The sequence below is a fragment of the Rhodococcus sp. HNM0563 genome (genome assembly GCF_012726195.1).
In the GTDB taxonomy this organism is placed as follows: Bacteria; Actinomycetota; Actinomycetes; order Mycobacteriales; family Mycobacteriaceae; genus Rhodococcus.
Window position 1 is genome coordinate 145630 of the sequence record NZ_JAASAF010000007.1, and the last position, 20336, is coordinate 165965.

The window sequence follows — 20336 nt, forward strand, 5'->3', positions numbered from 1 at the left end:
TGCATGGGCCGGATAGGGGTCGTCGAGGGAGGTGCCGGCAGAGAGGGGAGCTGTCGAGCGAGTACTGACGGCATGCGGGTGCTCGGGCCATACTCGGGGTATGAGCCTGCCGCTGCGCGATGTGTACGCCGAACCCACCCTCGCCGACCTCCTGCCATCGGTGCTCGCTTCCGCGGGCGTCGCCGGCGAGATGAACCGTCTCCGGCTTGCCGAGTGCTCCCGAACGGTCGTGCTTCTCGTCGACGGTATGGGCTGGGAACTGCTGCAACGAAACAAGAAGGCTGCACCGTTCCTCACTTCGGTGCCCGGACACTCGATCCGCGCCGGCTTCCCCACCACTACCGCGGTGAGCATCGCATCGCTCGGCACCGGCCTCCCGTCCGGCCGTCACGGCATCACCGGCTACCAGTCGTATGTCGACGAGATCGAAGCACCCCTCAACTGGTTGCGCTGGACACTCGCGGGCACCGCCATAGACAAGCGCGACGAACTGGTCCCCGAGGACGTGCAACCGCACCCGACGGCGTTCGAACGTGGCGCCGATGCGGGCATCGCCGTCACCACCGTCGTTCCGAAGCAATTCGACGGCAGCGGCCTGACCCGCGCGGTTCTGCGCGGCGGCGCATTCGTCGGGGTCTCCGCCTACGGTGATCTGCTCGCCCGTGTCGTGTCGGCGATCGGTGCCGACGAACGCAGCCTCGTTTACTGCTATCTCGGTGAGGTCGACACACTCGGCCACGTGTACGGGCCCGAATCCGATGCGTGGCTCGCGCAGCTCACTGTCGTCGACCGGTTCGTCGAGCAACTTGCGGGTGCGCTTCCCCGCGACACCCGGCTGCTCGTCACAGCCGATCACGGCATGATCGATGCGTCCCGCGGGCGACGCATCGACTTCGACCACACCCCAGGGCTCGGTGAGGACGTGAGCGTCATTGCAGGTGAGCCACGCTGCAGGCACGTCTACACCGACAGCGTCGGCGAGGTGCTCGAGCGCTGGCGAAACGAACTCGGCGACGACATGTGGGTCGGCACCCGCGACGAAGTTCTCGCCGCCGGCCTGTTCGGCTCCGAGCCTGCACCGTCGCTCGTCGGCCGCATCGGCGATATCGTTGCGATCGGAATGGGGGAGTCGTCGGTGATCCGCACGGACGGTGAACGGGTGATGTCGGAACTGCCCGGACAACACGGTGCACTCACCGACGACGAACTGCTCGTGCCACTTCTGTGTCTTCAGTGACAGGGCATCTCCAGTGAAGGGCCGAGTGTGGTGAACCGCAGAACTGGCCATGACGTGTGCAATGTCGCGTACCCACGAACACATTTGTCACATAGTGTGTGCACATGAGCTCGAGTGCTTCTGTGACCTGGCACGATCGCACGAGTCGGATCGCGCTGATTCTTCTCTGGGTCGTCCGGATTCTCGTCAAACCGATTCTGAGCATCTGGCCGAGCAACGACTTCGGGATCGGCCTCCTCGGCAGGCTTTCGTGGGTGGTCGACAAGGTCACGCCCAAGCCGCGGTCGGTGGAGATCGTCGACACCGATCTCGGCGGAGTGCCCGGCGAGTGCATCATCTCGCCCAAGCCCGTCGACGACCCTCTCGAGGATGCCACCATCCTGTACTTCCACGGCGGCGGTTTCATCTTCTGCGGACCCTCGACACACCGGCAGTTGTGTGTGCAGCTTGCTCTCGACTCCGGGGCGCCCGTGTATTCGATGGACTATCGGCAGGTCCCGACTGTCCCCATCGCGGGATCGGTCCACGACGCGATGAACGCGTACACCGCTCTGGTCGAGACAGCGGTCGACCCCACCAGGATCATCGTCGGTGGCGACTCGGCCGGCGGGTATCTCGCCGTCAAGGTCGCCGAACTCGCTGCGCGACGCGGCCTCCAGCGACCGGCCGCCATCATCGGTTATTCGCCGTTGCTGAGCCTGGACCTCGACGACTCCGGCCACGACCTCGAGTACATGAAGAAGGACGCCTACCTGCCGATCGAAGCACTCGAGAAGTTGCGCCCGCGCTGGCTCGCGGGTCAGGAAGCGATCGAGGGCGAGATGAACCCCGTCGATGCAGACCCGGCTCTCTTCCCTCCGGTGTTCCTGTGTGCAGCCGAATTCGAACTCACCCGACCCGACGTCGAGGACATGACCGAACGCCTCGCAGAGGCGGGAAACGTGGTGGAGACGCACCTGTGGCGCGAACAGATCCACGCGTGGCCGGTCCTCGCGCGAGCATTACCCGAAGCGATGGAACTCATCGGGCTGAGCACCCGATTCGCGCGGCGCGCTGTCGTCGCCGTCGATGACGGTCGCGCCGCCTGACCCATCACAGATTCGTGTTCGGCGGATCCGTCGAATCGGAAAGCCTCGCACCGTGTCCGTCGTTCCCAGTACCGGAAGGGCATTGCGCACCGGCTGTGTACGCCGTCATCGACAACGACCCGTAGTCGACCCCCTCGACGAGCGTGTCGGGTTGTTCCCCGGACGCCGCGAGCAGGCCCGCGAAATGCAGCATCGGAAGGAAATGGTCCGGCGTAGGTACGGCTTTCGGGAAATCGGGATGGTCCTGCAATGCGGCTGCGTCGCCGGGCCGGTCGCGCAGCAGTTCGCCGGCTGCCTCGTCGAAACGCCGGGCCCAGTCGAACCCTTCGCTCGGCTTCGACGAATCCATACTGCGGAGATTGTGCACGATGTTGCCGCTGCCGACGATCAGCACACCGGAATCGCGAAGCGACGCCAGCGAAGCCCCGAGCTCGACGTGATACTCGAGCGGCTTGTACGCGTTGAGACTCAATTGCACCACCGGTACGTTCGCATCCGGGAACATGTGGGTGAGCACAGACCACGTGCCGTGATCGATACCCCACGAATCGACGTCGCCGCCCACCCATTTCGGTCGTGCGAGATCCGCGATCTCCTCCGTCAGCTCGGGGAGCCCGGGCGCCGGATACTCCACGTCGAACAGCTCCTGCGGGAATCCGAAGAAGTCGTGGATCGTGCGCGGCGACGGCATTGCAGTGACTGCGGTGGCGTTGATGAACCAATGCGCCGAGATGGACAGGATCGCGCGCGGTGTCGGCACCGACTCACCGACCGCGGCCCACGCCTGCGTATACCGGTTCGATTCGAGTGCATTGAGCGGGCTACCGTGGCCGATGAATGCGACGGGCATGCGTATCGTCATGAGCGTCTCACCTTTCGGGGGCGATGCGAGGACGTAACCAGTCGACGAGATCGCCCAGCACCCTGTCGTTCTCGGGTTCGTTGAACACCTCGTGGAACAGCCCGTCGTACAGCTTCAGCGTCAGATCTTGCGATCCCGCGCGGTCGGCGATGAGCTGAGCGCCCGCGGGGTCGGCGAGAGCATCGGCGGTGCCGTGCAGCACCAGGACCGGCAACGTGAGCGAGGGCAAACGCTGCGGCAGGCTCTGCTCGTTGTCGATCAGGACACGCGCGATCCCAGCGGGAACCAATCCGTGGTGCACGAGCGGATCGGCCTGGTACGCCGCGACGACCGCCGGATCCCGCGATACAGCATTGCTGTCGAGTTTCTGCACGGGCAGGTCGGGGAGGAACCGGCCGATCACCTTGCCGATTTCCACGACGATGCTCGGCGTCCCGGACGTGACGATCACCGCCGGTCCGGACAGCACAAGCGCCGTCAGACGATCCTGGTGGTCGAGCGCATACGCCAACGCGATAGCTCCACCCATCGAATGGCCGAGCAGGAAGACCGGCAGACCCGGATACGCCTGCGTTGCGATATCGACCAGCGAATCGAGGTCGCCGGTGAAATCCGACATCTCCCGTGCGTGCAGTCGCTTGCCGCCCGAGCGACCGTGGCCGCGATGGTCGGGCGCGAACACGGCAAGCCCCAACTCGCTCAGGCGCTCAGCGACGTGATCGTAGCGGCGTGCATGCTCGCCGAGTCCGTGTGCCAGCACCATCACCCCGGCGATCTCGGCGTTGTCGGGCGACCACCGGTCGTACACGATCCGAGTGTCGTTGCCCCCGCTGAACGAGGACTCGGTGTGCTGCATGGGCATCTCCTACCGGGTGGTCACATGGCCGTCCTCCGCATCTTTCCACGGGGGCACCTTCCGGGCTTGTGGACTCGACGAGACCGGAGGAACCTCGGAAAGGGGACCTCATAGCGAGAGAGATCGTGATGGACACAGTGATCACCGAAATTGCTCCCGATGTCTACCGGCTGTCCACGTTCGTCGACGAGGCGAACCTGACGATGAACCAATTCCTGATAGGTGGCGACGAACCGCTGTTGTTCCACACCGGGTATCGCTCGTTGTTTCCTTCCGTCTCTGATGCGGTCACGCGACTGATCCCGCTGGATCGGTTGCGGTGGATCACGTTCGGCCACGTCGAAGCGGACGAATGCGGCTCGATGAACTCGTGGCTCGCCGTAGCACCGGCTGCCGAAGTCGCGCACGGCGCAATGGCGTGCTTCGTTCAGGTCAACGACCTTGCCGACAGGCCACCGCGGCCGCTGCAGGACGGCGACGTGCTGGACACAGGCCTCCGCCGAGTCCGTCACATCGATACTCCCCACGTTCCACACGGATGGGACGCCGGACTGATGTTCGAGGAGACTACGTCGACCCTGCTCTGCGGCGACCTGTTCACAGCGTTCGGGAAGTACCCGGCGCAGACGGACAGTGAGGTGGTCGGTCCTGCGCTGGCTGCGGAAGACATGGGGCACCCGACGTGCCTGACGCCGGAATTGGCGCCCACCATCCGTGCTCTGGCCGATCTACGGCCGCGTACGCTCGCGCCGATGCATGCACCGGCCTACGAAAAAGACTGCGTCGCGGCTCTCGGGGAGCTCGCCGCGGCATACGAGGAGCGGTTCACCGCTGCTCTCGAAGGTGTTCGCCCGAAAGCATGAACAATCAATTCGATTGACGTCGTCGCAGTGATCGGTATTCTGGGCAACGTGATCCAAGCGCTTCTTTTCCACTGACGACACAGGCCCCGCGACCCGTGATGTAGCCGGGCGGGGCCGACGTGTGTCCGTAGGCCGCTCGCGCGGCCGTTCGTCAGAAGCGCAGTCGTCCATATTGCCGTGGTCGACGCGCCTCCATCCGGAGGAAGAATGACCATCACTATCACCCTGCCCCGACGTGCGCGTGCGCAACTCGGAGCGACCGGCGTGCACGTCGCACGCGGTGGCCGTCCTGTACTGCAGGGCGTCGACCTCGCCTTGACGCCCGGTGCGAGGCTCGGTGTCGCCGGCGACAACGGTCGCGGTAAGACGACTCTGATCAATGTGCTGGCAGGCCGGCTCGAACCAGATTCGGGCACAGTGCGGTGCTTCGGGTCGCTCGGGGTCGCCGAGCAAGAGATGGCCGTCACCGAGACCCGCACGGTCGGTGACCTCATCGACATCGAGCTCGTCCATGTTCGTGAAGTGCTGCGCCTGCTCGACGAGGCAACAGTTGCCCTCGCCGAGCAGGAACCCGGTGCGGCGGAGGTGTATACCGACATCCTCGATGCCGCCGAGCAGCTTGACGCGTGGGACGCCGACCGCCGGGTCGATTCCGCCCTAGATGCCCTGGGGGCGATAACCGATCGGTCGCGGCTGCTCACCGAAATGTCGGTGGGGCAACGCTACCGCGTTCGGCTGGCTGCTCTGCTCGGCGCCGAGCACGATTTCCTGCTCCTCGACGAACCGACCAACCACCTCGATGCGTCAGGGCTCGAGTACCTCACCGAGCGGCTGCGTACCACCCGCAGTGGCGTCGTCCTCGTCAGTCACGATCGTGCTCTGCTCACTGACGTCGCGACGTCGATTCTCGACCTCGACCCCAGTGTCGACGGTCGTCCACGCCTGTACGGCGGCGGGTACGCCGGATATCGCAAGGGGCGAGTCGCGGAGTACGAGCGGTGGGTCGACGAGTACAACCGTCAGCAGGCGGAGCATGCGCGTCTTGCCGTCGATCTCGAGGCAGCCCGGAACCGGCTCGTCTCCGGCTGGCGCCCCGACAAGGGGACCGGCAAGCACCAGCGCGCCACCCGCGCCCCCGCCCTGGTGCAGTCGGTGCATCGACGACAGGAGACGCTCGACGAGCATGCCGTCACCACTCCACCACCGCCGCTGAAATTCTCGATGCCCGCGCTCGGCGCGGAGCTCGACGGGATCGGTACCGACGCCCCGCTGATTCGAGCAGAGGACGTTGCCGTGTCGGGTCGTCTCCGCACGCCGGTCTCACTCACGCTCGGCGCGGGCAGCCGGCTCGCGGTGACCGGACCCAACGGGGCCGGCAAGTCGTCGTTCCTCTGTGTGCTCGCAGGCGAATTACCGCCCACCTCCGGAGATCTGGAGATCGTCGAGCACGTGCGGGTCGGGCGGCTCGCCCAGGAGTCACCGATGCCGTCCGGGGCGTCCGTGAGAGACGTCTACGACAGGCACGTCGGCGCGCTCGAATCCGCAGGTGTCGTGCCGGGCGCGGAGGTGGTGGCGCTCGAGGAGCTGGGTCTGTTCACCGATCATGACCTGGATCAACGAGTTCGGGATCTGTCGATGGGGCAGCAACGCAGACTGGATCTCGCGATGGTACTCGCCGCCCGCCCCCATGTGCTGTTGCTGGACGAGCCCACCAACCATCTGTCGATCACGCTCGTCGACGAGCTGACCGAGGCGCTCGGAGTGACCGATGCGGTGGTCGTGCTCGCGACACACGACCGGCAGCTGCGACGCGATATCGCCGACTGGCCGCATCTCGAACTGGGAAAGGTCTCCTGAATTCACACTTTCTCAGCCGTACACCTGTGCGTAGAGGTCGCGGATCTCGGCGTCGGTCGGAACCAGCGGATTGTTGTTCGGCGAGCCGGAAGCCAGTGCCTGCTCGGCCATCAGCGGGATCAGTTCGTCCCACCGAGCCTTGTCGATGCCGTAGACCTTCGGTGTGGGAACCTCGACATCGCGACACAGTTCGCGTAGTGCCTCGACGAGGTTGTTCGCCGCGGCTGTGTCGTCGTCGCTGCTGATGGCCACGCCCAGCGCTCGCGCGCAGTCGGCGTAGCGGGATTCTGCTGCTCCGACAGAGAAGGCGGTGACGGCAGGGAAGAGCATCGCGTTCGACAGTCCGTGCGCGACATGGAAATGCGCACCGATGGGTCGGCTCATACCGTGCACGAGGGCGACGGACGAGTTGGAGAACGCGATCCCGGCCTGGGTGGCGGCAAGCATCATCTGCTCGCGTGCTTCGTCGTCGCTGCCGTCGACATACACACGTCGCAGCATGCGACCGATCGTGCCGATGGCGATGAGCGCAAGGCTGTCCGAGAACGGGTTGGCCTTGCGGCTGACGTAGGCCTCGATGGCGTGGGTGAGGGCGTCGACACCGGTGTCGGCGGTGAGTCTCGGCGGCATCGACAGAGTCAGTCGGTAGTCGATCACCGCGGCGACCGGAAGGAACGCCAGACCGGGGCAGAGCATCTTCTCGTCGTTGGCGCTGTCGGTGATGACGGTGAACTGGGTTGCTTCCGAGCCGCTTCCGGCTGTGGTGGGTACGGCGATGATCGGGAGGGCCGGCCCGACGTTGTTGCGCGGGGCCTTGTACTCGCGCATCTGCCCGCCCTGCCGCCCGAGGATGCCGAGTGCCTTCGCGGTGTCCATCGGGCTGCCACCACCGAACCCGATCACCGAGTCGGCGTCGTGCTCGGTGAGCGCGGCGACACCCGCCGCGAGCGAGTCGGTGGTCGGGTCGGGTACGGCGTCGGCGAACAGGCGTGGTGTGGCGCCGGCTGCCTCGAGGTTGTCGAGCATCTTCTGGGCGGCGCCGGTGCCCACTTGGAACGAATCGGTCACCACCAGCGGGCGTGACAGGCCGAGGCCCGAGACAACGTCGCCGATCTCGCCGACGGCGCCGCCACCGATGCGCATGATGCGGGGCAGTGCGATGGGTGCAGTCATGGTCGGATCATGTCATCCGAAGGCTGATATGGGGTGTCATCATCTCGAAGTCGGTGCTGGGCAGGACGAGAGGACTACTCGCACTGAGCAGTGGAGCGGAAGGCTTCGTACAGGAGCCCGGGCCGCAGACCCTACGCAGCGGGGTGGGTGAGTGTCGCCGAGTGGCCGATGGTCGCGCCCCCGTCGAGCATCGTCTTCATGAAGTGCTGCTGTTCGCGCACACCCCGCGCGGCGGCACGTTCGCGTCCGTCACGGCGTAGCGCAGCACACGACCGCAGGAGGTTGAGTGGCAGTTTGAGTACCGGGTACCAGGGCAGGACGAACATCGGCAGGCCGAGTTCCCGCATGGCGCCGGGGCCGAGGAAGGCCGCCGTGATCGACAGGTGCTGCGATCGCGCGAGCCGGCGGCGAAAGCTCTGCCCGGTCGGATAGTTCCAGGCCAGTGGGTCGTCGGCCATGGGGACGGAAAGCTGCTTCGTGGTCTCGTCCGGCGTCGACAGTGCATACGACGTGTGGAGAAGCACTCGGACGCAATCGCGGAAGCCGATGGGCAGGAACTCGTCGGCTACTCCCATCAGCGTCCCGACGTATCGGGTCAGGTGCGCGACGGCTTCGTACTCTGCGGGGCGATTCACCATGCCCATGCCGATTCCGCCCATGACCGGTGCGACCAGCGCGCCGACGAGGGTCGCGGCCATGTCGGTCTGATTGATGGGTATACCCCACGTTTCGGTGCTCCAGTCGGGCATGGCCGAGACATGGCGCCGGACGATCGCGTGGATGAGCCGGACATGAACGGTCGAGCGGTAACCGATGCCTCGCGGGGTGAGCCCGCCGGGGCTGATGACGTCGATCGCCCATTGGGATGTTTCGGCGAATCGCGCGTTCGACCCTTTCTCGAGCGCTCCGGTCCGCAGGAGTGTCCGGTTGAATCCGGAGAACATGTAGCCGCCGAGCAAGGCGACGTCGCGGGCGATGTACAGACCATCGGCGCCGCCGCTGCGCATCACGCGCGCCCCGAGTTCGATCTTGTCCCAGTCGACCCAGTCGGGCACGGTTTCGACTTCGGTGAAGAAATCTCGGAGTGGCGGGGGCGCGTCGTCGATGCTGTCGATGCCGTCGGCGAGCGCCTTCTCGAACAGCGGTCTGGTGTCTGCCGATCCGACCGAGTACATCCAGTCGACGAGGCGGTCGGCGGGTGCGTCCCCGACGAGAAGGCATTCGCCCATGCGGCGAAATTGTGCCTCGTCGGGCTTGCGCAGCCCCATGATCAGGCCGAACGCTTTGATCCCTGTGGGAACAGCGCATGGTGCGTCGGGGTGGCGCGACGGAATCGGAGTGGTCATGCGCAGCCTTTCAGCGTCCGAACTGTGACAATTGATGTTGTCAGATGCTCGGTCACTCGTCCAGAGCTGGAAGTCCCGACTTCGGGGACGGACCGTCGGTCGGAGGAGTCAGCTACCGGCGTCGCGCGCGGGAACAACACTGTTGCTCGCAGGCACGATCGAATACGCGAGGGCCTGGACCAAGAACTCGAGTTCGGGGGTCGGGGCCGTGCCGCTCCGTACCACGCCGCATACCGGCACCCGCAGCAGACGACGGTTGTCGCGCATGAACTTCAGCCCTTTGCTGGGGGTCTCGGAGGCGGTGCTGGCGTACAGCACCGTCCAGGCGCGCGGATTGGTGAGGACCTCGAGGGTGGCCGTGTGATCGCTTGCGATCGCCGGACCGAGGCGGACACGTCGCCCCACTTCGACGAACGCGTCCTCTATGACGCGGTGCAGCAGCACCTGGCTGTTCCGCGGCGGCAGCAACAGGGGAAAGTGGGCCAGCTCGCCCAGGTCGACGGTCGAGAATGCGGACAGCGGATGGTGGCCCGAGGTCACGATCACCAGATCCTCGATGCCGAGTCGCACCGTTTCGAGGCCCGGGCGATCCACCTCGCCGCGGATCAGGGCGAGGTCGGCTTCGCCCGAGGCGACAGCGTTGACGCGGTCGGTGAAATCCTTGATGACGAACTCGACGTCGATGTGGGGGTAACGCTCGCGGACCTGGGAGATTGCGTCGAGGCTCTGCGTTGCGAAGCTCATGTTGGCAGTGATGCGGATGCTGTCGCGAGGTTCGGTGGCGACTTCGAAGGCGCGCGCTTCGAGGCTGAGAACTTCCGACGCGATCGGCATCAGCCGCAGGCCGGCAGCGGTGAGCTTGACCGATCGCGTCGAGCGGTCGAACAGGCTCGTGCCCAGCTCATGCTCCAGTTTCGCGATCTGGTGGCTGATCGCGGACTGCGAGATGAAGCACCGCTCGGCCGCGCGGGAGAAGCTGGACTCCTCGCCGACCGCGAGGAAATAACGTAGCTGCCGGAAGTCCATCTCACCTCATTTATGAGCAGAACAGATAACAGTTTTTCGAATATCCCAGGTTACTGGATACCAAGGGAGGTAGATACCTAGGTTGGAGGTCATACATGAACTTCAATGTGGAGGTATCGACAGCATGGGTGGTGCAGACAAGGGAGTGACGACCGTCGTCGACCGGACCGAGGTAGTGATCGTCGGATCCGGATTCGGTGCTCTCGCCGTGGCGAAGAAGCTCGGCAAGGCAGGCACGCCGTTCGTCCTCATCTCGGAGACCACCGAGCACCTTTTCCAGCCCCTGCTGTACCAGGTCGCGACGGGCGTCATTTCGCCCGGCGAGATCGCTCCCTCCGTGCGCGCCATCCTCGCGAAGTACCCGAACGCCGATGTGCGTCTCGGCCGCGTGGTCGATGTGAACCCCGACGACAACACCGTCGTGTACGAGGCCGGCGGCAAGCGTCACACCCTCGGCTACGAGCACCTCGTCGCCGCGACCGGCGCTCGGCAGGCCTACTTCGGCCGCGACGAGTTCGCCGACCTGACCTTCGCTCTCAAGACGGTCGACGACGCCGAACGCCTGCGTCGCCAGATCATCCGCTGCTTCGAGGAAGCGCACATCACGACCGACCCGGAGCTCCGCAAGAACCTGCTCAGCTTCATCGTCGTGGGCGCAGGCCCGACGGGTGTCGAACTGGCCGGGCAGATCAAGGAACTCGCCCAGCGCTACTTCGCGGAGTCGATCGGCAACATCAAGGGCGAGGACGTCACCGTCACGCTCGTCGAGGGCGCCGACAAGGTGCTCCCGCCGTTCGGCGGCAAGCTCAGCGAGTATTCGAAGGAATCGCTCGAGAAGGCCGGTGTCGATGTCGTTGTCGGCACGATGGTCACCGACATCGACGAACACGGCGCCACCTTGAAGACGGCGGACACCGGCGAGAGCCGCCGCCTCACGGCCGAGACGATCATCTGGTCGGCCGGAATCCAGGCCAACGATTTCGCCGACGTGCTCGCCGAGCGCACGGGTTGCGAGACCGTCCGGAGCGGGCGACTTCTCGTCGACAACGACTTCACCGTCGGACGCGCCGACAACATCTACGCCATCGGCGACATGGTCACGCTCGACAACCTGCCCGCGCAGTCGCCGTTCGCGATGCAGGGCGGCCGGCATGTCGCGAAGCTGATCCTCGGCAAGGCGCCCGCGGGGACCGCGTTCCAGTACCGCGACAAGGGCAGCATGGCGATCATCAACCGCTTCCGCGCGATCACCCGCGTCGGCAAGATCGAACTCACCGGGTTCATCGCGTGGGTCCTGTGGCTCGCTGTGCACCTGGTGTACCTCGTCGGATTCCGCAACCGGTACATCGCGGTGATGTCGTGGTGCGGTTCGTTCCTCGGCCACCGTCGCCCGCACTTCTACTACGCGCAGGAACTCGAACCGGCAGCCCCTGCCGAAGAAGAGAAGCCGGCCGACGCGCCGAAGTCGGACGCATCGAAGGCTGCTGCGCCCAAGACGGGCGCAACCAAGAACCTGAGCAAACGGGCGAAGAAGAAGGCTGCGGCGGCCGCACGGGAACCTGTCCCGGTCTCGTAGGAACCCCGGCGCCTCAACGAAAGTTCCACGAACGAGGCCCGATCGCAGACAGTTGCAAGGGGCCACCCGACACTGCTGCCGGTCGGTGGTGATCAGATCGCGAAGACGCTCGGCTGGGTATCCCAGCCGAGCGTTTTGTGTAGGCGGCCGTTGAGTTCGGAGCGACGTGCGCGAGGGTTAGGCCAGAATTATGTACATGTCGACTCTTCCTGTTGCCGATGCCCGGGCGCAGCTGTCGCGCCTGGTCGATGCGGCCGAACACACCCATGAACGATTCGAGATCACCCGCAACGGACGCCGTGCTGCGGTCCTACTGGGTGCCGACGACTACGACGCGTTGCGGGAGACGATCGCAGTGTTGTCGGATACCGACCTGCTGGCGGCGCATCGCACCGGGCGGGACGAAGTCGAGAGCGGGGAAGTAGTCGATGCTCAGGACCTGTCCCGGATGATGCGCGATGCCCGGTCGTCGGGAGAGTGACTACGCCGCCAGATGACCGGTATCGGTTGGTGATGGCGCGCTCGGTGCGCTGGCGACTTCCCACCGCGCCGATGCCTATCGCACGTGAATCCGTGTGAGGCCGTGAATGCTTGGAGACGTTGATCGGCTGATGGGAGTGCGGTGCGGGACTGACGTGTGCGCCCCGCGACCCGACCGGGTATATGTATGCGAAAGGGGGGCGCACACCAGGTCACGCATGGTGTGCGGTAGTCAGCACCCTCCTCCCATATCCGAGAGGAGTCGATGTGTCGATCCGATCCACGTCCAACGCCAAGGTCAGGTCGCAGACCCAGCATCAGCGTCCGCACCGCACCGTCGAGCACGACGGTCCTTCGTTCACCGAGGCCATCCATTCCCGCTTGTTCTCGAACTACGAGCCTCCGCGAGGTGATCGTCCCGGAGCGGCCTGACGTCGACGAGACAGTTAGGGCAGACTGCGAGAGTATGAGCGCATCGTCGGAGATCCAGAGCACACGTATCGTCCTTGCGTCTCGCCCCGACGGGACGCCCACGACCGACAACTTCCGAACCGAGGTCGTCGGCCTCCCCGCCCTGTCCGACGGGCAGGTCCTGCTGCGGACCGTCTACCTGTCTCTCGATCCGTATATGCGCGGCCGGATGAGTACCGCCAAGTCGTATGCAGAGCCGGTCGAGCTCGACGACGTGATGGTCGGGGGCACGGTCGGCCAGGTCGTCGAATCGCGACACTCGGGCCTCGCTGTCGGCGACTATGTCCTCGCGGGCGCAGGCTGGCAATCCCATGCAGTCATCAATGGTGACGAGGTGCGCAAGCTCGACCCCGGTGCAGCGCCGTTGTCCACGGCACTCGGTGTACTGGGGATGCCGGGGTTCACGGCCTACTCGGGACTGTTGAAGATCGGGCAGCCGAAGGAAGGCGAGACCGTCGTCGTGGCGGCTGCGACCGGGCCTGTCGGATCCGCGGTCGGCCAGATCGCGAAACGCAAGGGTGCCCGCGCAGTGGGTATCGCGGGCGGACCGGAGAAATGCAAGGCGCTGCTCGACGAATTCGGATTCGACGCAGCTGTCGACCACCGCGACCCCGACTTCGCGCAGAAACTCGCCGACGCGGTACCCGATGGCATCGACGTGTACTTCGAGAACGTCGGCGGGCATGTCGCCGACGCGGTGATGCCGCTGCTGAATCTCTATGCGCGGATTCCGGTGTGCGGGCTCGTCGCCCAGTACAACGGCGCCGACCTCGAACGTCGCGACCGGCTGCCCGGGTTCTTCTCGCTCGTGCTCGTCAAGAGCCTCACGATCCGGGGATTCATCCAATCGGAGTTCGTGTCCGAGATGTACCGCGATTTCCTACGCGACGTGTCGGGTTGGGTGCGTAGCGGCGATCTGAAGTACCGCGAGGACATCGTCGACGGTCTGGAGAACGCCCCCGAGGCGTTCATCGGTCTGCTCGAGGGAAAGAACTTCGGGAAGCTGCTGGTGCAGGTCGCGCCGGAGCGGTGACGTCCGCGCCGGCACGACCGGGCACCGATCAGGCGATGCGTTCGAATACCGCAGCGAGACCCTGCCCGCCGCCGATGCACATCGTTTCGAGCCCGTAACGTCCTTCGCGGCGGTCCAATTCGCGCAGCAGCGTAGCGAGGATTCGGCCGCCGGTCGCGCCGACGGGATGACCGAGCGAGATGCCGGAACCGTTGGGATTGAGCCGGCTGTCGTCCGCACCGATACCCCACGTGCGGGTCACGGCGAGTGCTTGCGCGGCGAATGCTTCGTTGAGTTCGATGACGTCCATGTCGGCGAGAGTCAGGCCGAGACGGCCCAGCGCCTTCTCGCTGGCAGGGACCGGACCGATTCCCATGGTGCGCGGCGGAACTCCGGCCACCGCCCAGCTCGCGAGCCGGGCGAGGGGACGCAGGCCGAGCTTGGCGGCCTTGTCCGCGGTGGTGACGATCGCGAGTGCGGCGCCGTCATTCTGGCCGCTCGCGTTGCCCGCAGTGACGGTGGACTCGGGATCGATCTTGCCCCGGATCGGGCGCAGCTTCGCGAGGGTCTCGACGGTGGTGTCGGCGCGGGGATGCTCGTCGGTGTCGACGACCAGCGCCTCACCCTTGCGCTGCGGCACCGACACGGGCACGATCTCCTGCGCGAACACACCGTTCTTCTGTGCGGCGACGGCACGCTGGTGCGACTGCACGGCGAGCGCGTCCTGGTCTTCACGGCTGATGGAGAATTCGGTGCGCAGGTTCTCGGCGGTCTCGATCATGCCGCCGGGGACGGGGAAGTCGCGGCCGCCGGCGGTGACACGGGCACGCGCGAGCCGATCGTTGAGGGCGACTGCCTCACCCTTGACGCCCCAGCGCATCCCGGTCGCGTAGAACTCTGCCTGGCTCATGGACTCGGCGCCCCCGGCGAGGATCAGATCGCTGCCGCCGGTCTGCACCTGCATGATGGCCTGCAGGATCGCTTGGAGACCGGAGCCGCAGCGTCGATCTACCTGGATGCCCGGAACCTCGACGCCGAGGCCGGCGTTGAGTGCGGCGATACGTCCGATCGCCGGGTTCTCGCCGCTCGGGGACGCCTGCCCGAGGATGACGTCGTCGATGTCGGATCCCGAGATACCGGTACGCGACACGATCTCGCGGATGACGGTGGCAGCAAGGTCTTCCGGTGCGATGTCCTTCAGGGCGCCGCCGAAGCGGCCGACCGGGGTGCGAAGCGGTTCGCAGATCACTACGTCGGTCATCAGTTCTCTCTCCGATCAATTCGTCTGGGTGCGGGCGTAATCCGACGAGATCTCGTCCGCCGTGGAAACGAGGGCGGGGACCAGCCGGTCGCGGAGGATTTCGATCGAGTAGCGGGCGGCATGGGTGGAGATGTTCACCGCGGCCACAACGGCGCCGGATGCGTCGCGGATCGGTGCGGCGAGCGACCGCAGTCCCTCTTCGAGTTCCTGGTCGACGATGCAGAATCCGTCGCGGCGCACCTTCTCGAGTTCTGTGCGCAACGTGTCGCGGGTCTGCACGGTGGTACCGGTTATGGGTTCCAGGTCGGCGTGGGCGAGGTAGTCGTCGAGTTCGCCGTCGGGCAAGCCTGCGAGTAGGACACGGCCCATCGACGTGGCGTAGGCGGGGAAGCGCGTGCCGAGGGTGATGGTGACGGTCATGATGCGGTTGACCGGAACACGGGCGACGTAGACGACGTCGTCGCGATCGAGCACCGACACCGACGTCGACTCGTGGATTCTCTGGGCGAGCGACTCGAGGTGCGGTCGCGCGACCTCGGGCAACGACAGTGCCGACAGGTAGCTGTATCCCAGTTCGAGGACCCTCGGGGTGAGCCAGAAATGGGATCCGTCGGTGCGCACGTACCCGAGCTCGGTCAACGTGAGCAGGAAACGGCGCGCGGTCGCGCGGGTGAGATCGGTTGCGCGCGCGACGTCGGACAGGGTACGGCGCGGGTTCTCTGCGTCGAACGCCTTGATGACGGACAGCCCGCGGGCGAGCGATTGGACGTAGTCGGGGGAGGCGTCCTTCACGACCGGGCTCGTATCGGTATCGGTCACGACAGGTTCTTCTTCAAGTGCTCGGTGATCAGCTGCGTGACCGTGTCTGCCTGTTCGACGTTCGCGAGATGCGCGCCGGGTGCGACGACGTGGAACTCGGCGGTGGCGATGCCGTCGGCCAGGGCCTGCATCACGGCGGGCGGGGTGGCGGGGTCTTCTTCGCCTGCGATCACGAGAGTGGGTGCGGTGATGCGGGCAAGACCGTCGCGGCCGTCCCAGGTCGCGAGGGCTTCGCAGCATGCGGCGTAGCCCTCGTCGGTGGTGCCCTCGACCATCGCGACGTGCCTGCTGACGAGGTCTGGATCGCTCTCGGCGCGACCGGGACTGAACCAGCGCGACACGATGGATGCGGCGATGGAGCCTAGTCCGTCGGCGCGCACGGTGCGGGCGCGATCGAGCCACGGCTGGGCGGGCAGGAACGCCGACGACGTGCACAACAGCGTGAGCGAGTCGACGCGCTCGGGATGGTTCGCCGCGAGCCACTGGCCCACGGCACCCCCGAGGGAGAGTCCGACGTAGTGCATGGACTGCACGTCCAGGGAGTCGAGCAGCGCGAGGATGTCGGCTCCCAGTGCGCTCATCGTGTAGGGGCCGGGCGGTGTGGGCGACGAACCGTGCCCGCGGTGGTCGACAGCGACGACGTGCCAGGTCGAGGACAGTGCGTCGATCTGCGACTGCCACATCGACAGGTCGGATCCGAGCGAGCCGAGAAAGAGCACAGTCGGCGCGGACGGGTCTCCGTGCTGTTCGTAGTGCAGCGTGACAGTCAATGCATGCTCCATTTGTTCGCAATGAGGACGGATGGACGCTATGCGGACAGGCTAGTGCGGTCCTGAGCGTGAAGCAACGGTCTTGGGCGGAGATGTTCGTATTGCGGACGAGGGTTCACATTACGTACGTCGCCGGTTATTCTGGCATGCATGGACAAAGTCGTTGCCTCCGCCGCCGAGGCAGTAGCCGACATCCCCGACGGTGTGACCATCGCCGTCGGTGGATTCGGCCTGGTCGGCATCCCCGAGATCCTCATCGACGCGCTTCTCGAGCAGGGCGCAACCGACCTGGAGACTGTCAGCAACAACTGCGGTACCGACGGTTTCGGTCTGGGTCTTCTTCTCGAGAAGGGCCGTATCCGTCGCACGATTTCGTCGTACGTCGGTGCCAACAAGGAATTCGCCCGTCAGTACCTTTCGGGTGAGCTCGAAGTCGAGCTCACCCCGCAGGGCACACTCGCCGAGCGGATGCGGGCCGGTGGCGCCGGTATCCCCGCGTTCTTCACTCCCGCAGGTGTCGGTACCGCGGTCGAAGAAGGCGGCCTGCCGCTGCGCTACGACGGGCACGGCGGCATCAAGCTTGCCTCGCAGCCCAAGGAAACCCGCGAGTTCGACGGCCAGACCTACGTGATGGAACGCGGTATCGCCGCCGACTACGCACTCGTGCACGCCTGGAAGGGCGATCGGCACGGCAACCTCGTCTACCGGGCCTCGGCCCGCAACTTCAACCCGCCCGCCGCGGCCTCGGGGCGGATCACGATCGCTCAGGTCGAGCACCTCGTCGAGCCGGGCGAACTGGATCCCAACGAGATTCACACCCCCGGTATCCACGTGCAGCGAGTGGTGCACGTCGGCAAGATCGAGGTCGGAATCGAGAATCGGACGGTGCGCTCATGACACAGTCGGCAAAGGGCATGACCCGCGAACAGATGGCCGCGCGCGTCGCCGGAGAACTGCGCGACGGTCAGTACGTCAACCTCGGTATCGGCATGCCCACGCTGGTGCCGAACTTCATCGAGCCCGGCATCGAGGTCATCCTGCACGCAGAGAACGGTGTGCTCGGCGTCGGTCCGTACCCCACCGAGGAGGAGCTCGATCCCGAGCTCATCAACGCGGGTAAGGAGACGATCACCGCGATCCCCGGTGCCTCGTACTTCGACTCGTCGCAATCGTTCGGCATGATCCGCGGCGGTCAGATCGATGTCGCAGTGCTCGGTGCGATGCAGGTCTCGGCCAGGGGCGATATCGCCAACTGGATGATTCCGGGCGCCATGGTCAAGGGCATGGGCGGCGCGATGGACCTCGTGCACGGCGCCAAGCGCGTCATCGTGATGATGGATCACGTCACCAAGAAGGGCGACCCGAAGATTCTCGAGGAATGCGCACTGCCGCTCACCGGCAAACGGTGCGTCCAGCGGATCATCACCGATCTCGCCGTCATCGATGTCACCGACGAGGGGCTGAAGCTCGTCGAGACCGCGCCCGGTGTCACCACCGAAGAAGTGGTCGCTGCGACGGCCGCGAAGCTCATCGTCTGACGGCCTGGCCTTGCCGCGTCAGCGCGCCTTCGGGTCCTCTGGGCCCGGAGGCGCTGTGCTGTCCGGATCGGGGGGTGGCGCCGTCGAGTCGGGTTGTTCGATCAGCGCGTAGCGCGTTCCGTAGGACTCGACGAGAGCCTGCAGGATTGCGACCACCGGCACCGAAACGAGTGCTCCGACCGCGCCGAACAGGGTCGCCCCGACGATCACCGAACCGAAGGCCACCGCAGGATGGATCGACACGGTGCGTGCCGTGATCCGGGGATGCAGCACATAGTTCTCGACCTGTTGATAGAGCGTGCCGAACACGACCACCCACACCCCATCGAGTGGTTGCGATGCGGCAGCGATGATCGCGGGCAGTGCGATCGCCAGATAAGTACCGAGCGTCGGGATGAACTGGGAGACGACTCCGGTCCAGATCGCGAGCGGTAACCAGTAGGGCACACCGATGATCAGCAGGAAGATCCCGGTCGCGATGGTGCTCGCCGCAGCGAGGATCAACCGCGACACGACGTAGCCGCCTGCTTTCTCGACGGACGTTTCCCATACCTCCGCGATCACTTTCTGCTGCCGCGCGGGAAACCAACTCGAGATCGCCCGCCGCATCTTCGGGCCCTCTGCAGACATGTAGAACACGAACAGGAGGATCGTCAGCAACTGGAAGAGCGCGCCGACCAGGGTGCTCACGACGCCGAGCACGCCCGGTGTGAATCGCTGCGCGAGATCGCGGATCGTGTCCGGCGTGAGGTGGAGCAGGTCGTCGCCGGTCTTGAAGTTGGTGTCGAATGTGCGGTTCGCCCAATCGGTCACACGCGACAGAGCGTCGGGAAGTGTGGTGAGCAACTGTGCCACCTGTTCGGCGAGGATGGTGCCGAACAGCGCGAAGAACCCGACGGTGAGCACGAACAGGCTCACCATGACCAACCCGGTACCGGCCCCTCGTCGGAGGCCTCGACGCTCCAGCAGGTCGACGATCGGCTCGATGGTGACGCTGAATAGCCACGCCAGGAAGAGCAGGCCGAGAAAGCCTTTCAGGTTGTGGAACAACCAGCCCGACATCTGGTAGAACGCGATCGCAAAGAACACCGCGATGATCGTCGGTCGTAACCACCGAGGTGCACGTGGACGGTCCGCAGCATCGGCGTCATTGCTCATCGCACCTCCTCGGGCGATCTGCTCTGACGCGAAATCTACTCGGCGTTCCTGCTTTGCGCGGCGGTACCGGCGTCGACAGACCGGACGAAGCGGGTTGTGAGCTCCGCCAGTTCGCCGGCGTGCGACCGCGGCGACCAGTGGCCTGCGTCGAGCGGCTCGCGGTGCAGATCCGTCACCCACCGTTCGGTGTCCTCGTACCCGACAGGGCGCACTGCCAGGTCACGAAGATTCTGGACGAGCTGCACCGGAACGTCGGTTCGACGTTCGCGCGGCCGGAGCAGACGCTGGCGCACGTTCGCCCGGTACAGCTTCAGTCCGTGCACCATGTCGTCGGCGACGGTGGGTGCGAGCGGCCCGATCGCCGCGGAATCGGTGCGATCGAAGGCCCCGACGAAGCTCGGCCAGTGGCGGGAGAACCACCAACGAAGCGCGGGCACGGGTAGCCCCGGAATCTGGAAGAGAACGGTGTAGGCGGAAGCCAGTGCTTGCTCGAGTGGCCCGAGCGGGCGTCCTTGCTGGAGGCGTCGACGCATCCACATCGCGAGATGGTCGAGATTGGGTCCCGACACCGAGGTGTACGACGCGATGCGTTCGGCGGCCCCCGGTTCGCACACCGCTTCCCAGCACAGCACTGCACCCCAGTCGTGTGCGAGCAGGTGAACGGGGGTATCGGGGCCCATCGCGTCGATCACCGCGAATAGGTCGGTGGCGAGGTGCGTCAACCGGTAGGCGGCGACATCCCGGGGAACGGTGGAGGCGCCCGCACCGCGATTGTCGAATCGGATGATGCGGAACTCATCGGCCAGGTGAGGCACTACCCGGTCCCACAGCATATGCGTGTCGGGCCAGCCGTGGACGAGGATCAGGACCGGCCCCTCGGGGTTTCCCTCTTCGACGGTATGAAGGCGGATCGGCCCATTGGTGACGATACGTGTGCGCATGC

19 protein-coding genes and 1 pseudogene are annotated in these 20336 nt (G+C 65.7%); 10 read left to right on the top strand and 10 right to left on the bottom strand.

The features are described 5' to 3' along the window. Positions 1-100: 100 nt before the first annotated feature. Together HCA61_RS17675 and HCA61_RS17680 are read left to right on the top strand one after the other, a co-directional pair. Complete coding sequence (locus tag HCA61_RS17675) at positions 101-1237, top strand: nucleotide pyrophosphatase/phosphodiesterase family protein (protein WP_169689499.1); 1137 nt, start codon at positions 101-103, stop codon at positions 1235-1237. A 104-nt stretch (positions 1238-1341) separates the two neighbouring features. After that, entirely contained in the window at positions 1342-2325 is a 984-nt protein-coding gene (locus HCA61_RS17680; RefSeq protein WP_169689500.1) for an alpha/beta hydrolase, read from the top strand. Between the two features lie 4 nt (positions 2326-2329). Here the strand turns inward: HCA61_RS17680 and ygiD are convergent, their stop codons facing one another. Next, entirely contained in the window at positions 2330-3175 is an 846-nt protein-coding gene (gene ygiD, locus HCA61_RS17685; RefSeq protein ID WP_169689649.1) for a 4,5-DOPA dioxygenase extradiol, read from the bottom strand. 19 nt (positions 3176-3194) lie between these two features. Continuing rightward, a complete protein-coding gene (locus HCA61_RS17690; RefSeq protein WP_169689501.1) occupies positions 3195-4043 on the bottom strand; it encodes an alpha/beta hydrolase in 849 nt (282 codons plus the stop codon). A 128-nt stretch (positions 4044-4171) separates the two neighbouring features. On the opposite strand from HCA61_RS17690, the gene HCA61_RS17695 reads away from it, so the two are divergent. Together HCA61_RS17695 and HCA61_RS17700 are read left to right on the top strand one after the other, a co-directional pair. Continuing rightward, positions 4172-4906 (top strand): MBL fold metallo-hydrolase, encoded by a 735-nt coding sequence (locus tag HCA61_RS17695; RefSeq protein WP_169689650.1) that lies wholly within the window; start codon positions 4172-4174, stop codon positions 4904-4906. A 207-nt stretch (positions 4907-5113) separates the two neighbouring features. Beyond that, entirely contained in the window at positions 5114-6763 is a 1650-nt protein-coding gene (locus HCA61_RS17700) for an ABC-F family ATP-binding cassette domain-containing protein (RefSeq protein ID WP_169689502.1), read from the top strand. A gap of 12 nt (positions 6764-6775) precedes the next feature. Here HCA61_RS17700 and HCA61_RS17705 read toward each other — a convergent pair whose 3' ends face one another. From HCA61_RS17705 to HCA61_RS17715, 3 genes are all read right to left on the bottom strand, one after another. Beyond that, positions 6776-7936 carry an iron-containing alcohol dehydrogenase gene (locus tag HCA61_RS17705; RefSeq protein WP_169689503.1) on the bottom strand — a complete coding sequence of 387 codons (1161 nt, stop codon included), beginning with the start codon at positions 7934-7936 and terminating at the stop codon, positions 6776-6778. Between the two features lie 131 nt (positions 7937-8067). Next, entirely contained in the window at positions 8068-9282 is a 1215-nt protein-coding gene (locus HCA61_RS17710; protein WP_169689504.1) for an oxygenase MpaB family protein, read from the bottom strand. 108 nt (positions 9283-9390) lie between these two features. Then, positions 9391-10308, bottom strand: a complete 918-nt coding sequence (locus HCA61_RS17715; RefSeq protein ID WP_169689505.1) for a LysR family transcriptional regulator — start codon at positions 10306-10308, stop codon at positions 9391-9393. Between the two features lie 124 nt (positions 10309-10432). Between HCA61_RS17715 and HCA61_RS17720 the strand changes: the two genes are divergently transcribed. The 4 genes from HCA61_RS17720 (at position 10433) to HCA61_RS17735 (ending at position 13868) form a co-directional block, all read left to right on the top strand. Then, entirely contained in the window at positions 10433-11884 is a 1452-nt protein-coding gene (locus HCA61_RS17720; protein WP_240959756.1) for an NAD(P)/FAD-dependent oxidoreductase, read from the top strand. Between the two features lie 190 nt (positions 11885-12074). Further along, positions 12075-12365, top strand: a complete 291-nt coding sequence (locus tag HCA61_RS17725; protein WP_169689506.1) for a type II toxin-antitoxin system Phd/YefM family antitoxin — start codon at positions 12075-12077, stop codon at positions 12363-12365. A 266-nt stretch (positions 12366-12631) separates the two neighbouring features. Further along, positions 12632-12796, top strand: a complete 165-nt coding sequence (locus tag HCA61_RS17730) for a hypothetical protein (protein ID WP_169689507.1) — start codon at positions 12632-12634, stop codon at positions 12794-12796. A gap of 34 nt (positions 12797-12830) precedes the next feature. Further along, positions 12831-13868: an NADP-dependent oxidoreductase gene (locus HCA61_RS17735; RefSeq protein ID WP_169689508.1), complete on the top strand. Its 1038-nt coding sequence runs from the start codon at positions 12831-12833 to the stop codon at positions 13866-13868. Between the two features lie 28 nt (positions 13869-13896). Here HCA61_RS17735 and HCA61_RS17740 read toward each other — a convergent pair whose 3' ends face one another. The 3 genes and pseudogenes from HCA61_RS17740 to pcaD all read right to left on the bottom strand — a co-directional run. Continuing rightward, positions 13897-15108, bottom strand: coding sequence for an acetyl-CoA C-acetyltransferase (locus HCA61_RS17740; RefSeq protein WP_169689509.1), 1212 nt, complete (start codon positions 15106-15108; stop codon positions 13897-13899). 15 nt (positions 15109-15123) lie between these two features. Beyond that, on the bottom strand, positions 15124-15927 hold the full coding sequence (locus HCA61_RS17745; protein ID WP_169689510.1) for an IclR family transcriptional regulator: 804 nt from the start codon (positions 15925-15927) through the stop codon (positions 15124-15126). A 14-nt stretch (positions 15928-15941) separates the two neighbouring features. Further along, positions 15942-16697 (bottom strand): annotated as a pseudogene (pcaD, locus tag HCA61_RS17750) (3-oxoadipate enol-lactonase); the annotation flags it as partial. A 150-nt stretch (positions 16698-16847) separates the two neighbouring features. On the opposite strand from pcaD, the gene HCA61_RS17755 reads away from it, so the two are divergent. Then, positions 16848-17594 (top strand): CoA transferase subunit A, encoded by a 747-nt coding sequence (locus HCA61_RS17755; protein WP_169689512.1) that lies wholly within the window; start codon positions 16848-16850, stop codon positions 17592-17594. Further along, complete coding sequence (locus HCA61_RS17760; protein ID WP_169689513.1) at positions 17591-18235, top strand: CoA transferase subunit B; 645 nt, start codon at positions 17591-17593, stop codon at positions 18233-18235. The genes HCA61_RS17755 and HCA61_RS17760 overlap by 4 nt, the downstream gene beginning before the upstream one ends. An 18-nt stretch (positions 18236-18253) precedes the next feature. On the opposite strand, the gene HCA61_RS17765 is transcribed toward HCA61_RS17760, so the two are convergent. Next, positions 18254-19393 carry an AI-2E family transporter gene (locus tag HCA61_RS17765; RefSeq protein ID WP_169689514.1) on the bottom strand — a complete coding sequence of 380 codons (1140 nt, stop codon included), beginning with the start codon at positions 19391-19393 and terminating at the stop codon, positions 18254-18256. Positions 19394-19428: 35 nt separating this feature from the next. Continuing rightward, the gene (locus HCA61_RS17770) at positions 19429-20334 is read right to left on the bottom strand and encodes an alpha/beta fold hydrolase (RefSeq protein ID WP_169689515.1); all 906 of its coding nucleotides are present in this window, start codon (positions 20332-20334) and stop codon (positions 19429-19431) included. Positions 20335-20336: the final 2 nt, after the last annotated feature.